The 23,848-nt window shown below is 71.2% G+C and carries 19 protein-coding genes and 1 tRNA gene; 15 read left to right on the top strand and 5 right to left on the bottom strand.

From position 1 onward, the window contains the following. Positions 1 to 61: 61 nt before the first annotated feature. Positions 62 to 1,513, bottom strand: a complete 1,452-nt coding sequence (locus ABFX81_RS10375; RefSeq protein WP_346137939.1) for a S1C family serine protease — start codon at positions 1,511 to 1,513, stop codon at positions 62 to 64. 286 nt (positions 1,514 to 1,799) lie between these two features. Between ABFX81_RS10375 and ABFX81_RS10370 the strand changes: the two genes are divergently transcribed. The 3 genes from ABFX81_RS10370 to ABFX81_RS10360 all read left to right on the top strand — a co-directional run bounded on the left by ABFX81_RS10370 (position 1,800) and on the right by ABFX81_RS10360 (position 4,586). Further along, positions 1,800 to 2,627 (top strand): glycerophosphodiester phosphodiesterase, encoded by an 828-nt coding sequence (locus tag ABFX81_RS10370; RefSeq protein WP_346137938.1) that lies wholly within the window; start codon positions 1,800 to 1,802, stop codon positions 2,625 to 2,627. Positions 2,628 to 2,794: 167 nt separating this feature from the next. Further along, positions 2,795 to 3,433: an ATP-binding protein gene (locus tag ABFX81_RS10365; RefSeq protein ID WP_346137937.1), complete on the top strand. Its 639-nt coding sequence runs from the start codon at positions 2,795 to 2,797 to the stop codon at positions 3,431 to 3,433. 187 nt (positions 3,434 to 3,620) lie between these two features. Continuing rightward, positions 3,621 to 4,586 (top strand): DUF5926 family protein, encoded by a 966-nt coding sequence (locus tag ABFX81_RS10360; RefSeq protein ID WP_086849332.1) that lies wholly within the window; start codon positions 3,621 to 3,623, stop codon positions 4,584 to 4,586. Between the two features lie 246 nt (positions 4,587 to 4,832). Here the strand turns inward: ABFX81_RS10360 and ABFX81_RS10355 are convergent, their stop codons facing one another. Together ABFX81_RS10355 and ABFX81_RS10350 are read right to left on the bottom strand one after the other, a co-directional pair. Continuing rightward, positions 4,833 to 5,468, bottom strand: a complete 636-nt coding sequence (locus ABFX81_RS10355) for a hypothetical protein (RefSeq protein ID WP_346137936.1) — start codon at positions 5,466 to 5,468, stop codon at positions 4,833 to 4,835. 55 nt (positions 5,469 to 5,523) lie between these two features. Beyond that, the gene (locus tag ABFX81_RS10350) at positions 5,524 to 6,189 is read right to left on the bottom strand and encodes a bifunctional DNA primase/polymerase (protein WP_346137935.1); all 666 of its coding nucleotides are present in this window, start codon (positions 6,187 to 6,189) and stop codon (positions 5,524 to 5,526) included. A gap of 502 nt (positions 6,190 to 6,691) precedes the next feature. On the opposite strand from ABFX81_RS10350, the gene ABFX81_RS10345 reads away from it, so the two are divergent. From ABFX81_RS10345 to ABFX81_RS10335, 3 genes are all read left to right on the top strand, one after another. Beyond that, entirely contained in the window at positions 6,692 to 8,206 is a 1,515-nt protein-coding gene (locus ABFX81_RS10345) for a PP2C family protein-serine/threonine phosphatase (RefSeq protein ID WP_346137934.1), read from the top strand. A gap of 76 nt (positions 8,207 to 8,282) precedes the next feature. Then, on the top strand, positions 8,283 to 9,749 hold the full coding sequence (locus tag ABFX81_RS10340) for an aminopeptidase P family protein (RefSeq protein ID WP_428837156.1): 1,467 nt from the start codon (positions 8,283 to 8,285) through the stop codon (positions 9,747 to 9,749). Positions 9,750 to 9,891: 142 nt separating this feature from the next. Beyond that, positions 9,892 to 12,885, top strand: a complete 2,994-nt coding sequence (locus ABFX81_RS10335; protein WP_346137932.1) for a glycine--tRNA ligase — start codon at positions 9,892 to 9,894, stop codon at positions 12,883 to 12,885. A gap of 54 nt (positions 12,886 to 12,939) precedes the next feature. On the opposite strand, the gene ABFX81_RS10330 is transcribed toward ABFX81_RS10335, so the two are convergent. After that, entirely contained in the window at positions 12,940 to 13,410 is a 471-nt protein-coding gene (locus tag ABFX81_RS10330; protein WP_346137931.1) for an ATP-binding protein, read from the bottom strand. A 225-nt stretch (positions 13,411 to 13,635) separates the two neighbouring features. Between ABFX81_RS10330 and ABFX81_RS10325 the strand changes: the two genes are divergently transcribed. The 9 genes from ABFX81_RS10325 (at position 13,636) to ABFX81_RS10285 (ending at position 23,491) form a co-directional block, all read left to right on the top strand. After that, a complete protein-coding gene (locus ABFX81_RS10325; RefSeq protein WP_346137929.1) occupies positions 13,636 to 14,451 on the top strand; it encodes a hypothetical protein in 816 nt (271 codons plus the stop codon). A gap of 135 nt (positions 14,452 to 14,586) precedes the next feature. Further along, positions 14,587 to 15,324 (top strand): YcnI family copper-binding membrane protein, encoded by a 738-nt coding sequence (locus ABFX81_RS10320; RefSeq protein ID WP_346137928.1) that lies wholly within the window; start codon positions 14,587 to 14,589, stop codon positions 15,322 to 15,324. Positions 15,325 to 15,419: 95 nt separating this feature from the next. Beyond that, positions 15,420 to 16,073: an SCO family protein gene (locus ABFX81_RS10315; protein WP_346137927.1), complete on the top strand. Its 654-nt coding sequence runs from the start codon at positions 15,420 to 15,422 to the stop codon at positions 16,071 to 16,073. Further along, positions 16,070 to 16,552, top strand: coding sequence for a copper chaperone PCu(A)C (locus ABFX81_RS10310; protein ID WP_346137926.1), 483 nt, complete (start codon positions 16,070 to 16,072; stop codon positions 16,550 to 16,552). The genes ABFX81_RS10315 and ABFX81_RS10310 overlap by 4 nt, the downstream gene beginning before the upstream one ends. A gap of 13 nt (positions 16,553 to 16,565) precedes the next feature. After that, positions 16,566 to 18,581, top strand: a complete 2,016-nt coding sequence (locus tag ABFX81_RS10305; protein WP_346137925.1) for a copper resistance CopC/CopD family protein — start codon at positions 16,566 to 16,568, stop codon at positions 18,579 to 18,581. Positions 18,582 to 18,587: 6 nt separating this feature from the next. Further along, positions 18,588 to 19,877: an iron uptake transporter deferrochelatase/peroxidase subunit gene (gene efeB, locus ABFX81_RS10300; protein ID WP_086849099.1), complete on the top strand. Its 1,290-nt coding sequence runs from the start codon at positions 18,588 to 18,590 to the stop codon at positions 19,875 to 19,877. A 61-nt stretch (positions 19,878 to 19,938) separates the two neighbouring features. Beyond that, entirely contained in the window at positions 19,939 to 20,871 is a 933-nt protein-coding gene (pheA, locus tag ABFX81_RS10295; RefSeq protein ID WP_086849101.1) for a prephenate dehydratase, read from the top strand. 542 nt (positions 20,872 to 21,413) lie between these two features. Next, entirely contained in the window at positions 21,414 to 22,691 is a 1,278-nt protein-coding gene (gene serS, locus ABFX81_RS10290; RefSeq protein WP_086849103.1) for a serine--tRNA ligase, read from the top strand. Further along, a complete protein-coding gene (locus ABFX81_RS10285; RefSeq protein ID WP_086849104.1) occupies positions 22,688 to 23,491 on the top strand; it encodes a Cof-type HAD-IIB family hydrolase in 804 nt (267 codons plus the stop codon). Before serS ends, ABFX81_RS10285 begins: the two co-directional genes overlap by 4 nt. Before the next feature lie 21 nt (positions 23,492 to 23,512). On the opposite strand, the gene ABFX81_RS10280 is transcribed toward ABFX81_RS10285, so the two are convergent. Beyond that, a tRNA-OTHER gene (locus tag ABFX81_RS10280) sits at positions 23,513 to 23,617 on the bottom strand. Positions 23,618 to 23,848 lie beyond the last annotated feature (231 nt).

Below are 23,848 nucleotides of genomic sequence, written 5' to 3'. Positions count from 1 at the left end.
GCGCCGGCCGTGATCGGCGGCGCGGGGACAAGGGTAACGGGTCCGTGCGGGCAGGTGCGGGTCAGTTGTCGCCGACGCGGGAGCCCAGGGTGAGGTCGACGGTGTGCTCCTTGCCGCCGCGCTCGTAGGTGATCGTGACCTTGTCGCCGGGCTTGTGGGTCCAGATCTCGCCGATCAGGGTGGGGCCGGAGTCGATCACCCGGTCGTCGAGCTTGGTGATGACGTCGCCGGGCTTGAGGCCGGCCTTGGCGGCCGGGCCGCCCGGCTCGACCGGTGTCGTGCCCTGGTCGGTGATCTGCGCGCCGGAGGAGCTGTCGTCCAGGGAGACGGACGCGCCGATCTTCGCGTACACCGGCTTGCCGGTCTTGATCAGCTCCTGGGCGACGTACTCGGCCTGGTTGATCGGGATGGCGAAGCCCAGGCCGATGGAGCCGGACTGGCCGGTGCCGAAGCCGCCGTTGCCGGTGGACTGGATGGCGGAGTTGATGCCGATGACGTTGCCCTGCGCGTCCAGCAGCGGTCCGCCGGAGTTGCCCGGGTTGATCGAGGCGTCGGTCTGGAGGGCGCTCATGTACGACGCCTGGCTGCCGGTGCCGTCGCTGGAGGCGACCGGGCGGTTCTTGGCGCTGATGATGCCCGTGGTCACCGTGTCGGACAGGCCGAAGGGGGCACCGATCGCGATGGTCGCGTCACCGACGGCCACCTTGTCCGAGTCGCCGAGGGTGAGCGGCTTCAGGTCGTCCGGGGCGTTCTTGAGCTTGATGACCGCCACGTCGTAGCCCTGCGCGTGCCCGACCACCTCGGCGTCGTACTTCTTGCCGCTCGGGAACGTCGCGGTGAGCTTGCCGCCGTCCACCGCGCCGGCCACGACGTGGTTGTTGGTGACGATGTGGCCCTGCTTGTCGAAGACGAAGCCCGTGCCGGTGCCGCCCTCGCCGCTGTTGCTCTCGGCCTCGATCGTGACCGTGCTCGGCAGCGCCTTGGCGGCCGTGCCCGCGACCGTGCCCGGGTCGCGCTTGACATCGCCGCCGCTGGTGGAGGCGGAGACCGTCGTCGAGCCGGTGTTCTCGTCGTTGTTCTTCGCCAGCGTGTAGCCGAGACCGCCGCCCAGGCCGCCCGCCGCCAGCGCGGCCACCAGGATCGCGGCGACCAGACCACCGCGGCCACGGCCGGACTTCGGCGCCGGCTGCTGGTACGAGGACCCCCAGCCGCCGGAACCCGAACCACCGTCACCGTACGACGGGGAGGCCGGCGGCGGGGGCGGCGGCCAGGAGGGGTCGGGGGCTGAGGAGGAGACGCCGTGCTGCGCGGCGTCGCCGGAAGCGCCCTGGCCGTGGGCGGACTGCCCCGGGGCGTCCTGTCCGTACGGTCCCGGTCCCTGAGGTGCGTGCCCCTGGGGCGCCTGTCCCTGCGGCGGCTGTCCCTGGGGGGCCGGAGCAGCGGGAGCGTCCACCGGCACGGGGGGTGCGGACGGGGCGGGGGGTACCGCGGTGCCCTCGTTCTCGGTGCTCACAGCTTCTCTCCTCGATCCACGGCTGTCTTCTGGGTCGCACTCGGTCACGCTCTTTCACGCCGGCGACGGTCCTGCGCGATACAGCTGTGCTTGTCCCTTTGTATGCCGTCAGCTTTTCCCACTGGCCGTCAGAGCACCATAAGCGGTGGCTGTGGGTCCGGGGCCATTCTTTATATAGGTCATTACTGACGAAAAGGATGCAATTCCAGTGCCTCCGTCCGGACCTGCCCATCCGTCGAGTCCGTCCGACCGGACGCGTACCCGCGCACGGTGGCACCATGACGCGGTGACCCACGCACGGCAGCATGTGATTCAAGTCGTCGCCCACCGCGGTGCCTCCGAGGACGCCCCGGAACACACCCTGGCCGCGTACACCAAGGCGATCGAGGACGGCGCGGACGCCCTCGAGTGCGATGTGCGCCTCACGGCCGACGGCCACCTGGTGTGCGTCCACGACCGCCGGATCAACCGTACGTCCAACGGCCGCGGCGCGGTCTCCGCCCTGGAGCTCGCCGACCTCGCCGCCCTGGACTTCGGCTCCTGGAAGACGGGCGAGGCCTACAAGGGGCGTGACGAGGACCCCGACTGGGAGCACCGCCCGGAGGACCGCGAGGCGACGTCCGTCCTCACCCTGGAGCGGCTGCTCGGACTCGTCTCCGACGCCGGACGCCGGGTGGAACTGGCCATCGAGACCAAACACCCCACGCGCTGGGCGGGGCAGGTCGAGGAGCGGCTGCTGGTCCTGCTGAAGCGGTTCGGTCTCGACGCCCCGGCCACCGCCGAGGAGTCCCAGGTGCGCGTCATGAGCTTCTCGGCCCGCTCGCTGCACCGCGTGCGTGCCGCCTCGCCGACACTGCCGACGGTCCACCTGGCGCAGTTCGTCTCGCCCCGGCTGCGCGACGGACGCCTGCCCCCGGGCGTGCGGATCGCGGGCCCGTCCATCCGGATCGCGCGCAACCACCCCCTCTACGTGGAGCGCCTGAAGCAAGCCGGCCACCAGGTGCACGTGTGGACCGTCAACGAGCCCGAGGACGTGGATCTCTGCGTCGGCCTCGGTGTCGACGCCATCATCACCAACCGCCCGCGCGCGGTGCTCGACCAGCTCGGCCGCTGAAGGTACCGAGCCGGCGCCAACCACATGAATCACACCAGACTCATGCACCCCTCTTGACCTCGCCGGTCGACGGGCGGGATCCTCGCGTCTCGGCCACACCGACGAAATCCAGCCACATGATTACAGGGAGTGCTCCGGCGCGTTCGATCCGTATTCGATCGTGGTGAATGCGTCACAGGACGTGGATTGGCCGGTTTCCGGTACAGGCCAATGGGGCATCCACACCGTGGCGTGGGGCGAAGGAGGTCTCGGGGGTGGCGTTGGTGGTGGCACAGGACGTGCCCACGTCGTCGAGCATGGCCGTACCCCATGGCCCTGCGGGCGTGGGGGAAGCGAGACACCGGATGCGCGCGCAGTTGCGCAGAGGTGGCGTAGCGGAATCGGTCATCGACGACGCCGTACTTGTCCTTTCCGAACTTCTGAGCAACGCGTGCAAACACGGCAGGCCCCTGGGCGACGCGCTCTCCGGCGACGGTGATGTCCGTGCCGCGTGGCGCGTGGACCCGTCCGGCCGGCTCATCGTCGAGGTCACGGACGGCGGCGGCCCGACCCGCCCCGCCCCGGCGACCCCGTCGGTCACGGCGCACGGCGGCCGCGGGCTGAACATCATCACCGCGCTGGCCGACGACTGGGGTGTCCGGGACGACATCCGCGGCGAGGTCACCGTGTGGGTCGTCGTCCACGCCGACGTGTACGACCCGGACGCCGGCCACCGCCGCGACGACTTCGCGACACGCGTCACCGCTCCGGCGGTGTCCCAGATACCCGGGCTGGACTTCGCGGACGCCTTCGAGGACATGGACTGACCCGGCGCCGGGCCACCCCGCTCTCCACGGGCCGTGTTGTTAACGGAGAACGACGTCGTCCATTGATGTTGTCCACGGGAACGTCGTTGTCCACAGGACCCGTGTTGTCCACAGGTTCCCGTCGCCCGGGGCGCGAACGGCTAGGCTCGCGACCGTACGAGACGAGCCGTAACCGGGAGACCCATCGATGGCCAAGAAGCGACCCCAGACGAAGGCCAAGCGCCCGCAGATCACGGACGGAGAGATCCCGGTCGTCGGCGCTCGTGAGCCGTGCCCCTGCGGCAGCGGCCGACGCTACAAGGCCTGTCACGGCCGGGCCGCGGCCCACGCCGCGACCGAGCTGGTGCACCGCCCCTTCGAGGGCCTGCCCGGCGAGTGCGACTGGGTGGCCCTGCGCGAGCTGGTCCCGGCGGCCACGGTCGGGCTGACGCTCAAGGACGGCCTCCCCGAAGGCGTCCCGGCGGTCACGCTGGCCACGGTCCTGCCCATGGCCTGGCCCGCCCTGCGCCGCGACGACGGCTCGGTCATGCTCGGCCTCCAGAACGACACCTCGTCGGGCGACATCAGCCGCGACCTCGCCGACATCCTCCAGCGCGCCCTGGAAGCCGAGCCCGGCACACCGGTACAGGGCCGCCGCGCCCCGGCCGACGGTCCGCGGCTCCAGGATCTGCTCGACCCGAAGGGTGCCTTCGAGCCAGAGGTGCACAGCGGATTCGAGTTCTGGGTGCCGGACCCGGAGAACGCCACGCCCGAGGTCACCGCCTCCCTGGAGCGGGCCAACGCCGCGGCCATCCCGACCGTCAAGCTCCAGGGCGTGGACGCCGCCTACTGGTGCGAGACACCCGAGAAGAACCATTTGCGGTGGGTCATGCCCCACCCCGAGGAGCAGCTTCTGGACGCTCTCGCGCGGCTGCACGCCGCGGGCCGGTCGAGCCTGGGCGAGGGCACCCGCCTGGTCGGCTCCTTCCGCGCTCACGGACTCACCGTGCCGGTCTGGGACCTGCCGAGCGGTGTCACGGCCGAGGACGTGGAGAAGCCGGCGGCGGAGTTCGCCGAGCGCCTCGCCGCCGCCTTGACCACGGACGCGCCGCTCACGGCGGACGAGCGCCGCGCGCGGGGCGGCCTCACCAACCGGCAGGTCACGCTCAGCTGACGGCCCCGTCGCAGGGACCGGCGGGCTGCTCGATCGGCCGGCCGGTCCCTCCCTTCTCCGGACAGGTGAACTCCCTTCACAACTCCCGGCCGGGACAAGCCAGTCGGTGACTGGAAAGGGCGAGATCGAATTTGCGAACCGCCGATCTCTTGTTACCGTTCCTGTAGCCCGGTTGCTGGTGCATCCCCCGTCGCCAGCAACCGGGTCTTTCTCTGCTCGCGACCGTTCACTGAACGCAGTGGTGCGTCAACTGCCCGCTTGCGTAGGCGAGTTGCTCCCGGAGCGCAGCAGCAGCGGCCCCTGGCCGGCCCGCCGGCCGAACTCCGCGACCGCCGTGTACGCCGCCAGGTCCCCGCGCGCGGGTTCGCGGGGCGTCTCACATGTCCCCGGCTCGTCCTCGGCCCCCACCGCACAGGTGATGCGCACGGTCCGTTCCCCGGGCCCCATGAGGCTCAGTACGGCGTCCAGCGCCTTGCCGGTCGCATTCCGGTAGTAGGTCCGCGCCCAGACGTCCGCCGCCTGCGTCACGACACAGGTCTGGGCCTCGATGCCGTCGGGGGAGGAGAGTTCGGGACCGCAGCGCGCGGCGGTCGACAGGCCCGGGCCGAGCGCGGGGAGACCGGTCGCGGCGGAAGACGCCTGACCGTCCGCGGACGGCCGGGAGGGACGTGCGCCGCCCTGTCCGGAACCGGACACGGAACCGCCGCGTACGCCGGCACGGTCCGCCGAGCCCCCGGAGTGTGTCGTGTCCCCCGCATCCGGGGAACCCGCGGACGGCACCGCCAGCGGCAGTGCGACCGCGCACGCCGCCACGACGCCTGCGAGGGCGAGCAGCCGGACCTTTCGGGGGTCCCGGGGGCGGCCCCGGGAATGACGAGGCATGGCCCCGGAACATAACGCGCCGGGGCGGAACCCGGGCTCGGCGCGCCCTACGGCCCTACAACTCGGGCGCGCTCACACCCGTACGAGTGAGGGCCTCGACCACGGCGTCCACCACGGCCTCCACATCGGGCACCCACGGCGACGCCGAGCCGGGCAGCGGCGCCCGCTCCCAGCGGATCTCGCCCTGGCCCGTCTCGGACGGCGGCAGCGCCAGGTAGCCGCCCTCGCCGTGGAAGCGGAGGGAGCCGGGTACGAAGTCCTTGGCGTAGAGCAATTCGCCGAGCTGCTCCATGGAGTAGGGCTTCACGAGGATCGCCCAGCGGGCGGGGGAGGCGACGACCGGGCCGAGCCGCATGCCCATGCTGTCGAGCGCGCCGAGGGCGCGGGCCGCCGGCAGGGCGGGCAGGGAGACGGCGCAGGGCGCCTTGCCGCCGGTGGCCAGGACGATCGGAGCCGTGGGCCGGTTGCCCCACCACCAGCGCACCATGCGCCCGTCCGTGGTGGCCGCGAGCAGGCCGGGGTCGAAGGGGTGCGCGCCGGGAACCGTGCACTCGGGGTCCGGGCAGCCGCAGCGGTTCCGCCCCTCGGGGTCCGCCGCCACGCCCGGGAGTACGGGCCACTGCCATTCCGTCGCGTAGGTCAGGGCCGCGCCGATCAGCTCAGGCCTCCCGTCGCTGCGCTTGGACAGGAGCCTGCGTCGCCTTCCGAGGATCTCGCGCATGAGCGCTCGTTCCTTTCCGTTGCACGCCGGCAACACCGTGGTCCACATCACATCATGTGTCGATCACTTCACTGTGCGTACCTGTTGGCGCATCACACCCCTGCCGTGCGCAAGGGGAACCCCTATGGGTCGAGCATTGACTGCCTCCGCGGCCGTCCCGCCCATACTGCGTCTATCAAAAGCACGGGCGTGGCGTAGGGGTGGCGAAGTATGGCGTTTGCCGTCGCGCGTATTTCTCTCCGCCTCCGCCACGGGAGGATGGGGCACGGTCGTCGGTGACTAAGACGCCCGGGTCCGTCACCAGGTTCCGGGTAGTTCGCAACCACCCCTGGCCTTCACCGAGTACGTACCCATCGCGACCGTTGTGACGCTCCGTCGAGCAAGCCCAGTCGACCGCAATAAGCCGTCCCTTGCGGCAGTTTTAAGCCAACTTCGCATTTACGCAAGAGGAAGGAGACTTGTTCCCTCAGACCTCACAGACACCAGTAATCCCGGCAGGACAATGCTGGACATCTCCTCACGAGTGCGTGTACATGTGGAGACACTGCTAGCGGCGCAGAATGACATGGGGGTTTGCGATGCTTTTGAGCAGTACGCGCTGGTCGGAAAGCCGGACGCCATGAACGCCCCGCACCCTCCGAAAGTGGCTGGAATCGATTCAACGGTTCCGGCACCCGCACACACTGTCACGCCCGTCGCGTCGGGTACCTCCCCGTCTGCCCCGGCAAACCCACCGGCCCCACCGGGCGCGGTACTCCAGGACCGTCTCGCCGGCTGGGTCTCCGACCTCACCACCCTCCACGAACTGACCGAACGCCTGAACCGCACCTCCGCGCTCGACGACGCGCTCCAGGAACTGCTGCGGGCCGGCGCCGCCCTGGTGGGCGCCCGCCGCGGACTCGTGGTTCTGGAACCCGGCGACGGCCTGGGCCCGGACACCACCGTCGGCCTGGGCCTGGCCCGCGCCGACCTCGGCCACATCGAGACCGTGCCCCGCAGCGCCCTGTCCTACGGACGGTTCCTCGACGGACCGCCCGGTGGCGAGGACGGCATCGCCGAGCCCGACCTGTTCGCCGAGGAAGGGCTCGATCCCCGCCACCGCGAGGTCGCGGCCCGCCTCGGCTACGCCGCCAGCTACGCCCTCCCCCTGACCACCGAGTCCGCCGGCCGTCTCGGGGCCGTCGTGTGGCTCTACGACGAACCCGCCGAACCGAACGAACGGCAGCGCCACCTCGTCGGCCTGTACGCCCGGTACGCCGCCGAACACCTCGCCCGGCTGCTCGAACTGGAGCGCACGCGCGCGTCCATGGCGACCATGTCGGACGAGCTGCTGCCCGCGCGGCTGCCGCGGGTGGCCGGTGTCCAGCTCGCCGCCCGGCACCGCACCGGCCCGCGCGGCGGCGGCGACTGGTACGACGCGCTGCCGCTGCCCGACGCCGCCCTCGGCCTCGCGGTCGGGTCCGTCACGGGTGCGGGGCCCAGCGCGGTCGCCGCGATGGGGCGGCTGCGGGCGTCCCTGCGCGCGTACGCCGTGATGGAGGGGGAGGACCCGGTCGCCGTCCTGTCCGACCTGGAGCTGCTGCTGCGGCTGACCGAACCGGCCCGCTCGGCCACCGCGCTGTTCGGCTACTGCGAACCGGCCGCCCGCAAGATCACGCTGGCCGGGGCCGGGCACAGCCCGCCGCTGCTGATCGGACAGCACCGCACCGAGTTCGTGGAGACGTCGGTCTCCGCCCCGCTGGGCATGCTCGCCTGCTGGGAGGCGCCGAGCGTGGAGATCCTCGCCGAGCCGGGGGAGACGGTTCTGCTGTACACCGACGGGCTGCTGCACCGCACCGGTGAGACCACCGACCGCGCCTTCGCCCGGCTGCACGCGGCGGCGGCCGGAGCGCCCCGGGCGCTGCGGCGGGACCCCGGCGCCATCGCCGACCACGTCCTGCGGAGCCTGCTGCCAAACGGCCTGGACGCGACCGACGGTGCGGAGGACATCGTCCTGCTGGCGGCGCGGTTCGAGTAACGCTCCTCGTCATAGCCCTGAGGCCGCTTCCGCGCCGCCGTACAGTGGAGGGCGGTCCAGCGCCGTATCGAGGAGGATGACCGCCGTGGCAGAAGAGCCTTCGGACACCCCGGAGACTGCCGAAGAAGAGCCGATCAAGCAGCGGAAGAACGGACTGTACCCGGGCGTGTCCGACGAGCTTGCCGAGAACATGAAGAGCGGCTGGGCGGACACCGAGCTGCGTGACCTCCGGCCCGTCCCCCAGGCCGCCGAGACCGCCGCCCGCCGGGCCGCGCTGTCCGCGCGCTTCCCGGGCGAGCGGCTGGTGATCCCCGCGGGCAACCTGAAGACCCGCTCGAACGACACCGAGTACGCCTTCCGCGCCTCCGTCGAGTACGCCTACCTCACCGGCAATCAGACCGAGGACGGCGTCCTGGTCCTGGAGCCCAAGGGCGAGGGCCACGAGGCGACGATCTACCTCCTGCCGCGTTCGGACCGGGAGAACGGCGAGTTCTGGCTGGACGGCCAGGGCGAGCTGTGGGTCGGCCGCCGCCACTCCCTCACCGAGGCGGAGAAGCTGTACGGCATCCCCGCCTCCGACGTGCGCGAGCTGGCCGGGGCGCTGCGTGAGGCCACCGGCCCGGTGCGGGTGGTGCGCGGGTACGACGCCGGCATCGAGGCCGCGCTGACCGACAAGGTCACCGCCGAGCGCGACGAGGAGCTGCGGGTCTTCCTCTCCGAGGCACGGCTGGTCAAGGACGAGTTCGAGATCGGCGAGCTCCAGAAGGCCGTCGATTCGACGGTGCGCGGCTTCGAGGACGTGGTGAAGGTCCTCGACAAGGCCGAGGCGACCTCCGAGCGGTACATCGAGGGCACGTTCTTCCTCCGCGCGCGGGTGGAGGGCAACGACGTCGGATACGGCACGATCGCCGCGGCCGGACCGCACGCCTGCACGCTGCACTGGGTGCGCAACGACGGGCCCGTGCGGTCGGGCGACCTGCTGCTGCTCGACGCGGGTGTGGAGACGCACACGTACTACACCGCCGACGTCACGCGGACGCTGCCGATCAACGGCCGGTTCAGCGAGGTCCAGCGGAAGATCTACGACGCCGTGTACGAGGCCCAGGAGGCCGGTATCGCCGCGGTGCAGCCCGGGGCGAAGTACCGGGACTTCCACGACGCCGCGCAGCGGGTGCTGGCCGAGAAGCTGGTCGAGTGGGGGCTGGTCGAGGGTCCGGTGGAGCGGGTGCTGGAGCTGGGGCTTCAGCGGCGGTGGACGTTGCACGGGACCGGGCACATGCTCGGGATGGACGTGCACGACTGCGCCGCCGCGCGGACCGAGACGTATGTCGACGGTGTGCTGGAGCCGGGGATGTGCCTGACCGTCGAGCCGGGGCTGTACTTCCAGGCCGATGACCTGACGGTGCCGGAGGAGTACCGGGGCATCGGTGTGCGGATCGAGGACGACATCCTCGTGACGGAGGACGGCAACAGGAATCTGAGTGCGGCGTTGCCCCGGCGTTCGGACGAGGTCGAAGCGTGGATGGCCTCGGTCAAGGGCTGAGGTCGGGCGCGGGTGCGCGGGGGCTGGTCGCGCAGTTCCCCGCGCCCCTGTAGGGCGCGAAAAAACCGCAGGTCAACGGTAGTTGGCGTGTGAGATCATGGCCGACCTTGCCGGTCCGACTCGGGGAACAGGCGCGATCACCATGAAGAACGTCCAGACGGCGCTGACCATGCAGGACGCCATCCTCACCCTGCAGAAGTACTGGAGCGACAACGGCTGCATGATCACGCAGCCGTTGAACACCGAGGTCGGAGCGGGCACGGCCAACCCCGCCACGGCGCTGCGGGTGCTCGGCCCCGAGCCGTGGAGCGTCGCCTACGTGGAGCCGAGCGTGCGGCCGGACGACTCCCGCTACGGCGAGAACCCCAACCGGCTCCAGACCCACACCCAGTTCCAGGTCATCCTCAAGCCCGACCCGGGCAACCCGCAGGAGCTGTACCTGGGCAGCCTGAAGGCGCTCGGTGTCGACCTGGGCGCGCACGACGTGCGGTTCGTCGAGGACAACTGGGCCTCGCCCGCGCTCGGCGCCTGGGGGCTGGGCTGGGAGGTCTGGCTGGACGGCATGGAGATCACCCAGTTCACCTACTTCCAGCAGGTCGGCGGTGTCGCCCTGGACCCGGTGTCGGTGGAGATCACGTACGGCCTGGAACGCATCCTGATGAACCTCCAGGGCGTGGACCACTTCAAGGACATCGTCTACGCGCCGGGCATCACGTACGGCGAGGTGTTCGGGCAGAACGAGTACGAGATGAGCCGCTACTACCTCGACGACGCCGACCTCGACACCAACCACCGGCTCTTCGAGGCGTACGCGGCCGAGGCCCGGCGCCTGCTCGACCTGGAGCTGCCGGTCCCGGCGTACACGTACGTGCTCAAGTGCAGCCACACCTTCAACGTGCTCGACGCGCGCGGCGCGATCAGCACCACCGAGCGGGCCAAGGCGTTCGCGCTGATGCGCGGCCTGACGCACGAGTCCGCCAAGCTGTGGGAGCGGCGGCGAGCCGCGTTGGAGCATCCGCTCGGGGTGGCGGACGCTCCGGCCCCGGCCCAGCGGGCCGCGCTGCCCAAGGTGCCCGGCGTCGAGACGCTGCTGTTCGAGATCGGCGTGGAGGAACTGCCGTACGCCGACGTCCCCGCCACCACCGAGGCGGTGCGCGAGTCGGTCACCGCCAAGCTGGCCGCGACCCGGCTCGGGCACGGCGCGATCAACGTGCTGGCCACGCCCCGCCGGATCGTGATCACGGTCGACGGTGTGCAGCCGCGTGAGCGGGACACCATGCGGACGGTGCGCGGCCCCAAGGTCGCCGCCGCCTTCAAGGACGGCGCCCCGACGCCTGCCCTGCTGGGCTTCGCCCGCAGTCAGGGGGCCGAGCCGACCGATGTGCGGATCGTCAACGTCAAGGGTGTCGAGTACGTGGCCGTCACCCGGCACGAGGAGGGCCGTCAGGCCGTCGAGGTGCTCAGCGATCTGCTGGCCGAGGTCGTGTCCGGGCTGCGCGCCGGGCGCAACATGCGGTGGAGCGACCCGGGTCTGTCGTTCTCACGGCCCGTGCGCTGGCTGCTCGCGCTGCTGGGCCGTACTCCCCTGCCCGTGGTGGTCTCCTCGCTCGCCGCGAGCGACACGACACGCGTGCAGCGCCAAGCCCCTTACCCGGAGGTGCGGGTGACCTCCGCCGAGGGCTACCCGCACTTCCTGCACATGCACGGCATCCTGCTCGACCGGGACGCCCGGCGCGGCGCGGTGGTCCGCGGTGCCCTGGAGGCGGCGGCCGAGGTGGGCGGACGGATCGACGTGGCGGGCCAGGCCGATCTGATCGACGAGATCACCGACATCCTGGAGTTCCCGTACGCCGTGCGGGGGTCGTTCGACGAGCGCTATCTGGAACTGCCCGCGAGCGTCCTGACCACCGTGATGCGCAAGCACCAGCGATATCTGCCGGTGCTGGACGGCGAGCGGCTGATGCCGCACTTCGTCACCTTCGCCAACGCCCTGTGCGACGACGACGTGGTGCGGGCGGGCAACGAGGCGGTGCTGCGGGCCCGTTACGAGGACGCCGCGTTCTTCTGGCGGGCGGATCTGAAGGTGGCGCCGGCGGAGTTCCGGCGCCGGCTGGACAAGCTGACCTTCGAGGACCGGCTCGGTACGGTCGCCGACCGCGCCGACCGCATCGCCTCCCTCGCCCTCGACCTGGCCGGACGCGCCGGGCTGCCCGAGGAGGCCATGGCCGTCGTCCGGCGCGCGGGTGCGCTGGCGAAGTTCGACCTGGCGTCGCAGATGGTGATCGAGTTCTCCGGACTGGCCGGGGTGATGGCCGAGGAGTACGCCCGCCGGGCCGGCGAGTCCGCCGAGGTCGCCCGGGCGCTGGCGGAGATGGAGCTGCCGCGCTCCGCCGGCGGTGCCCTGCCGGCCCGGGACGCGGGTGCGGTGCTGTCGCTCGCCGACCGGTTCGACCTGGTGACGGGCATGTTCGTGATCGGGGCCGCGCCGACCGGGAGTTCCGATCCGTACGGGGTGCGCCGGGCCGCGATCGGGCTGCTCAACGTGCTGCGGAGCCTGCCCGCCGTGGCCGGGGTGCGGGTGAGCGAAGGGTTGCGCGCGGCGGCCGTGCGGTACGCCGCGCAGGGCGTCGAGGTGCCCGCCGAGCGGGTCGCCGAGGCCGCCGAGCTGGTCACCCGGCGCTACGAGCAGCAGCTCACGGACGCCGGGCACGAGCATCGGCTCGTCCAGGCCGTCCTGGTGTGGGCCGACCGGCCCTCCCACGGCGACCGCACCCTGGCCACGCTGGAGCGGCACATCGGCACGGAGGCGTTCGAGGAACTCGCTGCCGCGTTCCAGCGGGTGATGCGCATCCTTCCCGAGGGCGGCGTCGAGGCGGCGGATCCGTCCCTGCTGACGGCGTCCGCCGAGCTGCGTCTCGCCGAGAGCGCCGACGCCGTACGCCAGGCCCTGCACGGTCGCGAGGACGACCTCGGCGCGCTGATCGAGGTCTCCGCCCCGCTGGTCGAAGCGATCAGCGCCTTCTTCGACGAGGTGCTGGTGATGGACCCCGACCCGGCGGTCCGCGCGGCCCGGCTGGCGCTGCTCAGTCAGGTGGCGGGGTTGGCGCGTACGACGCTGGACTGGGGCGCGCTGTAGGGGGCGGATGTTTCACGTGAAACACCACCCTGGCCGATCGGGCGTCGGCAGAGGTCAGACCGCCATCAGGGGCGCTACGTCCTTGCGCCACTTGAGGACCTTGTCGAAGCTCACCACTGCCCCGCCCCGGCCCGGCTTGTTGCCGATGTGGACATGGTCGGCGAGCTGCTCGATGAGGCACAGCCCTCTGCCGTTCTCCGCGTCGGAGTGTGCGGGCCTGATCGGCGGGCGGGAGCGGCCGGCGGACGCCGCGGGGAACCCCGGGCCCGCGTCGGCGACCTCGATCCGGCACTTCTCACCGTCGAGGTACGCCGTGACCCGGTACGCCTCAGAACCGGGGCCGCCGCACGCGGTGTCCCCGCCGTGCTCCACGGCGTTCGCGCAGGCCTCACTGAGGGCGACGGAAAGGTCGTAGGAGATATCGGGATCGACGCCCGCGGTCTCCATCGTGCCGATCAGAAGGCGCCTGGCGAGCGGCACGCTCGCAGCTTCGCGCCGCAGATGGAGTGACCACCAGATGCTCATGCTCCAGCCTCCTGGCCGCGGCTCGACATACCGTTACGTATTGCCCTGTGTCTCCGCTTGTAAGCGTGAAGTTGACGTGATGCCGCCCATACGGCGGATGCGCCCTAGCCCTGATCGGTGTATGTAGGGGGGCAGGCGGGGCCAGAGAGTGACGTTCCCGGTCGTACGGCATCTTGCGGACCTGCCGCACGAGGCCTGGGTGGCCAGTGCGATGATGACCCCGCCATGACTGCCCCCCACGCGTGCGCGACGCGCTCCGGACTCACGCTCCGGATCCTGCGGGCCGCGGTGTTCGCCGCGGTCTGTGTCGTGCTGGCCGGGGCAGGTCACGCGCTCGCCTCGTGTGACGGCATTCCGCTGTGGACGCTGGGCGCCGGGTTCCTCGGAGTGGCCGCGGTGGCGGCACCTTTGGCCGGGCGTGTGCGCTCGCTGCCCGGGATCACGGCACTGCTCGCGGCCGGTCAGACGCTGTTGCACACGCTGTTCGGACTCGGTCAGCACGGTACGGCCGCCGCCACGTCGTCGGTGCCGGCAGGCGCGAGCGACGCCGCGCTGGTCCAGCAGGCCGCGCGGCTCGTGTGCGGCACGACGGCGGCGGCGATCAGCCCGGCTCAGGCCCAGAAGATCCTCACCGACGCCCGGATCCAGCCCCCCACGGGGGCACACACGCATCTCCCGGCTGACGCCGGGGCATCGGCCTCGCTGTGGCCGTCCCTGCCGATGCTGCTCGGTCACGTCCTCGCTGCGATCGCCGCCGGCTGGCTGCTGCGCCACGGCGACCTGGCTCTGCTGCGGCTCACCGAACTGTCGGCGCAGGGAGTCACGGAAGGGGCGCTCGTGCGTTCCCTGCGGGTCGCGCTCGCGCTGGTTCGCGCCCTGCGCGCCGGGCTGCCGGGAGCGCCGGGGGCATGTCCGCGCCCCGTGCGCGCCGTGCGGCCCGCGCCTGCGAAGCCGCACATGACCGCACTTCAGCACACGGTGATCCGGCGCGGCCCGCCGGCCGCCACGGCTCGCGCATCCGCACTCGCCCTCGCCGCCTGACGCGACGGACCACCACTCCGCTTTTCGTACGATTCGGATGATTCGGACGACTTGGAGGAGGGCCGCCGTCGTGCGGCACGCGCGCGTGCGCGTATCCCTCTTCCACGACCCGACTCACAGCGGAGTTCTGCTTCCATGAAGGCTTCCCGTATCGCCGCGGCCGGTGCCGCCGCCGGCGTCACCGTTCTCGCCCTGTCCGCCCCCGCCTTCGCGCACGTCAGCGTGCAGCCCGAGGGTGCCGCCGCCAAGGGCGGTTACGCGGTCGTCGACTTCAAGGTCCCCAACGAGCGGGACGACGCCTCGACCACCAAGCTCGAGATCAACTTCCCCACCGATCACCCGCTGGCCTCGGTGATGCCGGAGCCGATGCCCGGCTGGAAGATCGACGTCACCAAGTCCAAGCTGGACAAGCCGCTGGAGATGCACGGCGAGAAGATCTCCGAGGCCGTCACCAAGGTCACCTGGACCGCCGACGGCAAGGGCATCGAGCCCGGCTACTTCGAGAAGTTCCCGCTCTCGATCGGCCAACTGCCCGAGGACGCCGACCAGCTGGTCTTCAAGGCCCTCCAGACGTACTCCAACAAGGAGGTCGTCCGCTGGATCGAGGTGCCGCAGAAGGGCCAGGAGGAGCCCGACAACCCGGCCCCCGTGCTGGAGCTGTCCGCCGCCGAGGACGGGCACCACGCCTCCTCGGGCGACACCGCCTCCGACGCCGGGTCGGCCGAGAAGGCCTCCGCCGAAACCGCCGCCGACACCGCCTCCTCCGGCAGCACCGACACCACCGCCCGCGTCCTGGGCGTCGTCGGCATCGTGGTCGGCGCGGCGGGCGTCGCCTACGGCGTGCTGGCCGGGCGTCGGCGCACCACCGCCTGAGGTTGCTTCCGTTGCACGGCGCGCGCCGGACTCCCGCCCTCGGGCGGCGGGACCCCCGGTGCGCGCCGGATCACCGACATCTGGGACATTTTTCTATGCGCACCAAGACCTTCGCCGCGGCCGCCCTGCTCGCCGCGGCCTCCCTGACCCTCACCGCCTGCGGCAGCGGCAACGACAGCGACAAGCCCGTCGCCGTCGTGTCGGAGCAGGCCGGTACCGAGAAGGCCGCCACCATCCTCGACAAGCCGTTCGAGAAGCCGGACCTTGTCCTCACCGACACGCAGGGCAAGAAGTACGACCTCCGCAAGGAGACCGAGGGCAAGCCCACGCTCATCTACTTCGGCTACACCCACTGCCCCGACGTCTGCCCGTCGACGATGAGCAACATCGCCGTGGCCAAGAAGCAGCTGCCCAAGGCCGAGCAGGACGAGCTGCGCGTCGTGTTCGTCACCACCGACCCGAACCGCGACAAGCCCGCGGAGCTCGGCAAGTGGCTCAAGGGCATCGACCCGCAGTTCATCGGCCTCACCGGCGACTTCCCGACCATCCAGGCCGGCGCCCGCACCCTCGGCATCTCCATCGACGCGCCGCGCAAGGACAAGAACGGCAAGATCATCTCCGAGCACGGCACCCAGGTCATCGCCTTCTCCCCGAAGACCGACGGCGGCTACGTGCTCTACGGCGAGGACGCCACCGTCGACGACTACACCAAGGACCTCCCCGAGATCGCCAAGGGGGAGAACCCGTGAGGCGGCGACTCGGCCCGGCGGCCCTCGTCATAGCCGGAGCACTGGCCCTGGCGGGCTGCGGCGGCTCCGACTCGGAATCCGGGGACTCCGGTTCCGGGAGCGGCAAGGCGGAGCTCTCCGTGGGCTCCGCGTACATGCCGCAGCCCGTCTCCGACGAGATGGCGGCCGGTTTCCTCACCGTCACCAACAAGGGCGGTGCCGCCGACGAACTGACCTCGGTCACCAGCGACGTCGCGGGGCAGGTCACCGTGCACGAGACCGTCGGCTCGGCCATGCAGGAGGTCAAGAGCCTGAAGGTCCCCGCCCACGGCGAACTCGTGCTGAAGAGCGGCGGCAACCACCTGATGTTCGAGCAGCTGAAGCGCAAGCCGAAGGAAGGCCAGACGGTCTCCGTCGAGCTGCACTTCGCCCACTCCGGCCCGGTCGAGGTCGAGATGCCGGTGAAGCCGGCGACCTACCGCCCCAACACCGGACACTGAGGGAGGGACCCCTGTGACGCAGACCATCGCCCCCCGCGTCCGGACCGTGGTGCTGCTGCTCCTGGCCGCGGCCTGCGCACTCCTCGCCGGCGCCGCTCCGGCGTCCGCGCACGCCGCGGTGACCGGCAGCGACCCCGCACAGGGGGCGGTGGTCGACAAGGCCCCGGCCCGGATCTCGCTCACCTTCTCCGAGCAGGTCGCGATGTCCGGCGACTCGCTGCGCGTGCTCGACCCCGAGGGCAAGCGCGTCGACGCGGGCGAGCCGTCCAGCGTCAGCGGCACGACGTACGCCGTGCGGCTCCATTCCGGCCTGCCCGACGGCACCTACACGGTCGCCTACCAGGTGGTGTCCGCGGACAGCCACCCCGTCGCCGGTGCCTACACCTTCTCCATCGGCGCCCCGTCCAAGACATCCGTGACGGTCTCCGATCAGGCGACCGACGACGGCGTGGTCGGCTGGCTGTACGGCTTCGGACGGTACGTCTCCTACGCCGGGTTCATCGTGATGGCCGGCGGCGCCGCCTTCGTCCTCGCCTGCTGGCCGCGCGGCTCCGGAGTGCGGCCCGTGCAGCGGTTCGTCGTCTCCGGGTGGCTCACGCTCACCGCCGCGACCCTCGCCCTGCTGCTCCTGCGCGGCTCCTTCACCGGCTCCGGGAAGGTCGCCGACATCTTCGACCTGTCCCTGCTCGGGCAGGTGCTCCAGACCAAGACCGGCGCGGCCCTGGTGTCCCGGCTGCTGCTGCTCGCCGCGGCGGCGCTGTTCATCGCCGTGCTGTTCGGTGCGTACGACAAGCGCGAGGACCCCCAGGAGAAGCGGGACCTGACCTTCGGGCTCGCGATCGGCGGCGTCGTCGTGGCGGCCGGGCTCGCCGCGAGCTGGGCGATGTCCGAGCACGCCTCGGTCGGACTCCAGGCGGGCATCGCCATGCCGGTCGACGTCGTCCATCTGCTCGCCGTCGCCGCGTGGCTCGGCGGGCTGGGCGCGCTGCTGGTCGCCCTGTACCGGGCACCCGCCGACGCGCCCGTCGACGCGTCGGCCGTACGCCGCTTCTCCCGCGTCGCCTTCGGCAGCGTCCTCGCGCTGATCGCCACCGGGACGTACCAGTCCTGGCGCCAGCTCGGCTCCTGGTCGGCCTTCACCGACACCCGCTACGGACAGCTGCTCCTCGCCAAGATCGCCCTCGTGGCCGTTCTGGTCGGCGTCGCGTGGATCTCACGCCGGTGGACGGGGCGGCTGGCGGAGACGGTGCCGGCCTCCGCCGAGCGGGAGAAGGCACGGGTCGGAGCAGGGGCTGAGGCCTCCGCTGACGCGGAGCCCGAGGTGACCGGTGATGACCGGACCGACACGGACGCCGAGGCCGACGCCGACGCCGGCGAGCAGCCCGCTTCCGGACCCGTCGGCACTGACGCCGGCGAGCAGCCCGACTCCGGAGCCGCCGACACCGAGCGGGCCGCACAGCTCGCCCGGCAGCGGGCCGCCCGGGACGCCGCCCTTCAGAAGCGGCTGCGGGACGCCGACCCGAACCGCTTCGGCCTGCGCCGCTCCGTGCTCGCCGAGGCCGGTGTCGCGGTCGTCCTGCTCGCCGTCACCACCGTCCTCACGCAGACCGAGCCGGGACGCACGGAACAGGACGCCAGGGCCGCCACCTCGTCCTCCGCGTCCACATCGCCCGACACGGGCGCCTCCGGGGCTCTGACCCTGAACATGCCCTTCGACACCGGCGGCGAGAACGGCAAGGGCATCGTCACCGTCGACCTCGACCCCGCACGCGTGGGCGGCAACGAGATGCACGTCTATGTCGAGCGACCCGACGGCCAGGCCTTCGACATCCCCGAGATCAAGGTCGACTTCACCCTGAAAGCCAAGGACATCGGGCCGCTGCCCGTCGTCCCGGACCACATCGCAACCGGACACTGGTCGGCGAACGGAGTGCAGATCCCCATGGCCGGCGACTGGAAGGTCGACGTGACCGTGCGGACCTCCGACATCGACGAGGTGACCGTCTCCAAGAACGCGCAGATCGGCTGAACCACCATGGCTGACCAGTCCATTCCGGAAGCCCGCACTCACCGCACCGCCGCGGTGGAGACCGAGGCGGGCCCGGCCGACGAGGGCATCTCACGGCGACGTCTGCTCGGCACCGCCGGTGCCACCGGGCTCGTACTCGGCACGGCAGGCGCGGCCCTCGGCTACGCCGCCGCCCCCACCGAGGCCGCCGCCCCCCTCACCTCGCTCGGCGCCGACCGGGCGATGTTTCACGGGAAACATCAGCCCGGCATCACCGACGGCCTCCAGGCCCGCGGCCACCTCGTCGCCTTCGACCTGGCGGCGGGCGCCGGCCGCAAGGAAGCCGCCGCCCTGCTGCGCCGCTGGTCGGAGACGGCCCGGCGGCTGATGGCGGGCGATCCGAGCGCCCATGACGACACCGACGTGGCACGCGACGCCGGCCCCTCGTCACTGACGATCACCTTCGGCTTCGGCCACAGCTTCTTCGGCAGGACCGGCCTGGAGAAGCAGCGCCCGACCGCCCTGGACCCGCTGCCCGAGTTCTCCTCCGACCACCTCGACAAGAAGCGCAGCAACGGCGACCTGTGGGTGCAGATCGGCGCCAACGACGCCCTCGTGGCCTTCCACGCCCTGCGCGCGATCCAGAAGGACGCGGGCTCGGCGGCCCGGGTCCGCTGGCAGATGAACGGCTTCAACCGCTCGCCGGGCGCCACCGCCCACCCCATGACGGCCCGAAACCTGATGGGCCAGATCGACGGCACCCGCAATCCGAAGCCGAGCGAGGCCGACTTCGACCAGCGGATCTTCGTACCGGAGAAGGGCGAACCGGCCTGGATGGCGAACGGCTCCTACGCCGTCGTACGCCGGATCCGCATGCTCCTCGACGACTGGGAGAAGCTCTCCGTCAAGGCACAGGAGGACGTGATCGGCCGCCGCAAGTCCGACGGGGCGGCGCTGTCCGGCGGCACCGAGACGACCGCGATGGACCTGGAGAAGACGGACGCCAAGGGCAACCTCGTCGTCCCGATCAACGCCCACGCCCGGATCACGCGGCCCGACCAGAACGGCGGCGCCGCGATGCTCCGCCGCCCGTTCTCCTTCCACGACGGCATCGACCCCGACGGCGTCCCCGACGCGGGCCTGCTCTTCATCTGCTGGCAGGCCGATCCGCTGCGCGGCTTCGTGCCGGTGCAGCGCAAGCTGGACCGCGGCGATGCCCTGTCCCCGTTCATACGGCACGAGTCGAGCGGCCTGTTCGCGGTGCCCGGTGGGGCCGCCGAGGGCGAGTATGTGGGACAGGAATTGCTGGAGGGGTGAGAATCGGTCTCTGAGTGGGTTGTCGGGGATAGCGCTTCCGCGAGCCCATTAGGGTGAGGTCATGCCAGCGAGCTATGCGTATCTCGGTCCCGAGGGCACCTTCACCGAAGTCGCCCTGCGCACGCTTCCCGAGGCCGCCACCCGGGAGCTCATCCCCTACGTGTCCGTCCAGTCCGCGCTCGACGCGGTACGAACCGGGGAGGCCGAGGCCGCGTTCGTGCCGATCGAGAACTCCGTCGAGGGCGGCATCACCACCACCCTCGACGAGCTGGTCGCCGGCGCGCCGCTGATGATCTACCGCGAGGTGCTGCTGTCGATCACCTTCGCGCTGCTGGTCCGCCCGGGCACGAAGCTGTCCGACATCAAGACGGTCTCCGCCCATCCGGCCGCCCAGCCGCAGGTGCGCAACTGGCTGAAGAAGCACCTCCCGGACGCCCACTGGGAGTCGGCCGCCTCGAACGCGGACGCCGCCCGGCTGGTCCAGGAGGGCCAGTACGACGCCGCCTTCGCCGGCGAGTTCGCGGCCGCCCGCTACGGCCTCGAAGCCCTGGAGACCGGGATCCACGACGCGGAGAACGCCCAGACACGGTTCGTGCTGGTCGGCCGGCCCGCCCGGCCCGCCGCGCCGACCGGCGCGGACAAGACCTCCGTCGTGCTGTGGCAGCGCGACGACCACCCCGGCGGCCTGCGCGACCTGCTGGGCGAGTTCGCCACCCGCGGCATCAACCTGATGCTGCTCCAGTCCCGGCCCACCGGAGCGGGCATCGGCAACTACTGCTTCTGCGTCGACGCGGAGGGCCATATCTCCGACCGCCGGGTGGCCGAGGCCCTGATGGGCCTCAAGCGGATCTGCCTCCAGGTGCGCTACCTCGGTTCCTACCCGCGCGCGGACATGCAGCCCGGGGATGTCCGGCCGCCGCGGCCGGGTACGTCGGACGACGAGTTCGTGGCGGCGGCGGACTGGGTGGCGCGGTGCCAGGACGGCCGGTTCTAGAACCGGTTCCCGGCGGGCTTCAGGCCGGTCGTACCTGGTGATTGTCGTTATCCACAGAAGTTATCCACAGGTCCGCTTCTCGACCTGGGGACAAGTCGACAACGAAGCGTGGGTCAGTCGACAAATCGCCCTACAGGTCCCTGATGCGTCCATCGGCGGGCAGGTCACCCTTCGTCCACCGTTTTCCCTTGCGTAACTCTTTGGAGTGACCCATTTCCACTCGAAAGTGAGGGTGGAGCAGGTTTGTATCGGGAATTCTTTGGTGCGGACGGGCCTTTCGGAGTGATCAATTCCGAAGTCCACAGATCTTCCACACAGCCTGTGGATAACTCTTCGGCGAGTGTGAACCCCTGTGGACAACCGGGCCCCAAGTCCCGCTCCCCGCAAGGGATTCGAGTCAATGCAGTGCCCTGCGGATGCCTCGTTCCGGGGAGAGGTGGTCGATTTATTGACACTCGGCGCAATTACCCCATAACGGTACGTAAGCCGCAGCCGGAATAGTGAGTCGTGGGCGGTCATCCCGCACCGGTAGCCTTGACCGCGTGATTGACCTTCGCCTGCTCCGTGAGGACCCCGACCGTGTGCGCGCGTCGCAGCGCGCCCGTGGAGAGGACGTCGCGCTCGTCGACTCCCTCCTGTCTGCCGACGAGCGGCGCAGGTCGTCCGGCGTCCGCTTCGATGAGCTGCGCGCCGAGCAGAAGGCGCTCGGCAAGCTCATCCCCAAGGCCTCCGGAGACGAGAAGGCCGAGCTGCTGAAGAAGGCGGGCCAGCTCGCCGCCGACGTCAAGGCCGCCGACGCGGAGCGCGACGCCGCAGCCTCCGAGACCCAGGAGCTGCTCCAGAAGCTCGGCAACCTCGTCCACCCGGACGTGCCCGTGGGCGGCGAGGAGGACTTCGTCACCCTGGAGACGCACGGCACCATCCGCGACTTCACCGCCGAGGGCTTCGAGCCCAGGGACCACCTGGAGCTCGGCCAGATCCTCGGCGCGATCGACGTCGAGCGCGGCGCCAAGGTCTCCGGCTCGCGCTTCTACTTCCTGACGGGCGTGGGCGCCCTGCTGGAGCTCGCCCTGGTGAACGCGGCGATGGCCCAGGCCACCGCGGCCGGCTTCACTCCGATGCTGACCCCGGCCCTGGTCCGCCCCCAGTCCATGGCGGGCACCGGCTTCCTCGGCCAGGCCGCCCAGGACGTCTACCACCTCGCCGACGACGACCTCTACCTGGTCGGCACGTCCGAGGTGCCGCTCGCGGCGTACCACATGGACGAGATCCTCGACGCCGAGAAGCTGCCGCTGCGCTACGCGGGCTTCTCGCCCTGCTTCCGCCGCGAGGCCGGCTCGCACGGCAAGGACACCCGGGGCATCTTCCGGGTGCACCAGTTCGACAAGGTCGAGATGTTCTCCTACGTCGCCCCGGAGGACTCGCAGGCCGAGCACCAGCGGCTGCTGGAGTGGGAGAAGCAGTGGCTGACCTCGCTGGAGCTGCCGTACCGCGTGATCGACGTGGCGAGCGCCGACCTGGGCGCCTCGGCGTCCCGCAAGTTCGACTGCGAGGCGTGGATCCCGACCCAGGGCAAGTACCGCGAGCTGACCTCGACCTCGGACTGCACCGAGTTCCAGTCCCGCCGCCTGTCGATCCGCGTCCGTGAGGGCAAGCAGGTCCGTCCGCTGGCCACGCTCAACGGCACGCTGTGCGCCGTGCCGCGCACGATCGTGGCGATCCTGGAGAACCACCAGCAGGCCGACGGCTCGGTGCGGGTGCCCGAGGTGCTGCGTCCGTACCTGGGCGGCCGGGAGGTCCTGGAGCCGGTGGCCAAGTGACCACCGGTTTCCCGTACCAGCTGATCGCCACCGATCTCGACGGGACGCTGCTGCGTTCCGACGAGTCGGTGTCGGCGCGCACTCGTGACGCGCTCGCCGCGGCCACCGCGGCGGGCGCCGCGCACATCGTCGTCACCGGCCGCGCGGTCCCGTGGACCCGGCACATCCTCGACGACCTCGGCTACCAGGGGCTGGCCGTCTGCGGTCAGGGCGCGCAGGTGTACGACGCCGGCGCCCACCGGCTGCTGACGTCGGTGACGCTGGACCGGCAGCTGGCCGGGGTGGCGCTGGCCAAGATCGAGGCGGAGGTCGGCCCGCTGTACCTGGCGGCGAGCCGCGACGGCCTGGACGGCGAGGTGCTGGTGGGTCCCGGCTACGCGGCCCACGGCAACCTGCCCGCTACCCCGTTCACGGACGCGTCGGACCTGTGGACCGCGCCCCTGAACAAGCTGTACATCCAGCACCCGACGCTCTCGGACGACGAGCTGTGCGAGGCGGCCACGCGCACCGCCGGCGGTTTCGTCACCGTCGTCATGGCGGGCGAGGGCATCGTCGAACTGCTGCCCCTGGGCCTGTCCAAGGCGACCGGCCTGTCCCTGGCGGCGCGCCGGCTCAAGGTGAAGGCGGCCGACACGATCGCCTTCGGCGACATGCCCAACGACATACCGATGTTCGCCTGGTCCTCCTACGGTGTCGCGATGGCGGACGCCCATGAGGAACTGAAGGCGGTCGCCGACGAGGTGACGTCCTCGAACGAGGAGGACGGTATCGCGGTGGTGCTGGAGCGGTTGCTGGGCTGAGCCTTCGTGTCGCGTGTGCGGCGGAGGATGCACGGATCGAACGTGCGCGGGCTTTCCAGCCCGACCATGACTCGCTTTTCATCGAACACAGCGCAAGCCAGTGCCTTACCACTCGGCCAATCCTCCGGGTGGGCGGCCTCACGCGACGTGCGATTCGCGTGCTCGAAGCGGCCGCCCCGGGCAGCTCCCCGTGCGGGGCGGGCTCTACGGAGGGGTAGCGATTACTCCGGAACCCGCCGCGGGCTGCCCTGACGGGAGCTGGACGTACTGCCGTGCATGGACATCGTCCGGCTCCTCTCCCAGAACGTGAAGCCGGACTCCTCGTCCGGCAGGAACACGACCACTCTGCCTGCCGGG

The organism is Streptomyces coeruleofuscus, assembly GCF_039532725.1.
Lineage (GTDB): Bacteria > Actinomycetota > Actinomycetes > Streptomycetales > Streptomycetaceae > Streptomyces > Streptomyces coeruleofuscus.
The sequence above is the reverse complement of the archived record's forward strand: the minus strand, read 5'-3'. Positions and strand labels throughout refer to the sequence as shown.

Coding starts and splice junctions, on each gene's coding strand:
- ABFX81_RS10365 (WP_346137937.1), top strand. CDS start 2,795: ATGCGTCACAGGACGTGGATTGGCCGGTTTCCGGTACAGGCCAATGGG.
- ABFX81_RS10360 (WP_086849332.1), top strand. CDS start 3,621: ATGGCCAAGAAGCGACCCCAGACGAAGGCCAAGCGCCCGCAGATCACG.
- ABFX81_RS10355 (WP_346137936.1), bottom strand. CDS start 5,468: ATGCCTCGTCATTCCCGGGGCCGCCCCCGGGACCCCCGAAAGGTCCGG.
- ABFX81_RS10350 (WP_346137935.1), bottom strand. CDS start 6,189: ATGCGCGAGATCCTCGGAAGGCGACGCAGGCTCCTGTCCAAGCGCAGC.
- ABFX81_RS10345 (WP_346137934.1), top strand. CDS start 6,692: ATGCTGGACATCTCCTCACGAGTGCGTGTACATGTGGAGACACTGCTA.
- ABFX81_RS10340 (WP_428837156.1), top strand. CDS start 8,283: ATGACCGCCGTGGCAGAAGAGCCTTCGGACACCCCGGAGACTGCCGAA.
- ABFX81_RS10335 (WP_346137932.1), top strand. CDS start 9,892: ATGAAGAACGTCCAGACGGCGCTGACCATGCAGGACGCCATCCTCACC.
- ABFX81_RS10330 (WP_346137931.1), bottom strand. CDS start 13,410: ATGAGCATCTGGTGGTCACTCCATCTGCGGCGCGAAGCTGCGAGCGTG.
- ABFX81_RS10325 (WP_346137929.1), top strand. CDS start 13,636: ATGACTGCCCCCCACGCGTGCGCGACGCGCTCCGGACTCACGCTCCGG.
- ABFX81_RS10320 (WP_346137928.1), top strand. CDS start 14,587: ATGAAGGCTTCCCGTATCGCCGCGGCCGGTGCCGCCGCCGGCGTCACC.
- ABFX81_RS10315 (WP_346137927.1), top strand. CDS start 15,420: ATGCGCACCAAGACCTTCGCCGCGGCCGCCCTGCTCGCCGCGGCCTCC.
- efeB (WP_086849099.1), top strand. CDS start 18,588: ATGGCTGACCAGTCCATTCCGGAAGCCCGCACTCACCGCACCGCCGCG.
- pheA (WP_086849101.1), top strand. CDS start 19,939: ATGCCAGCGAGCTATGCGTATCTCGGTCCCGAGGGCACCTTCACCGAA.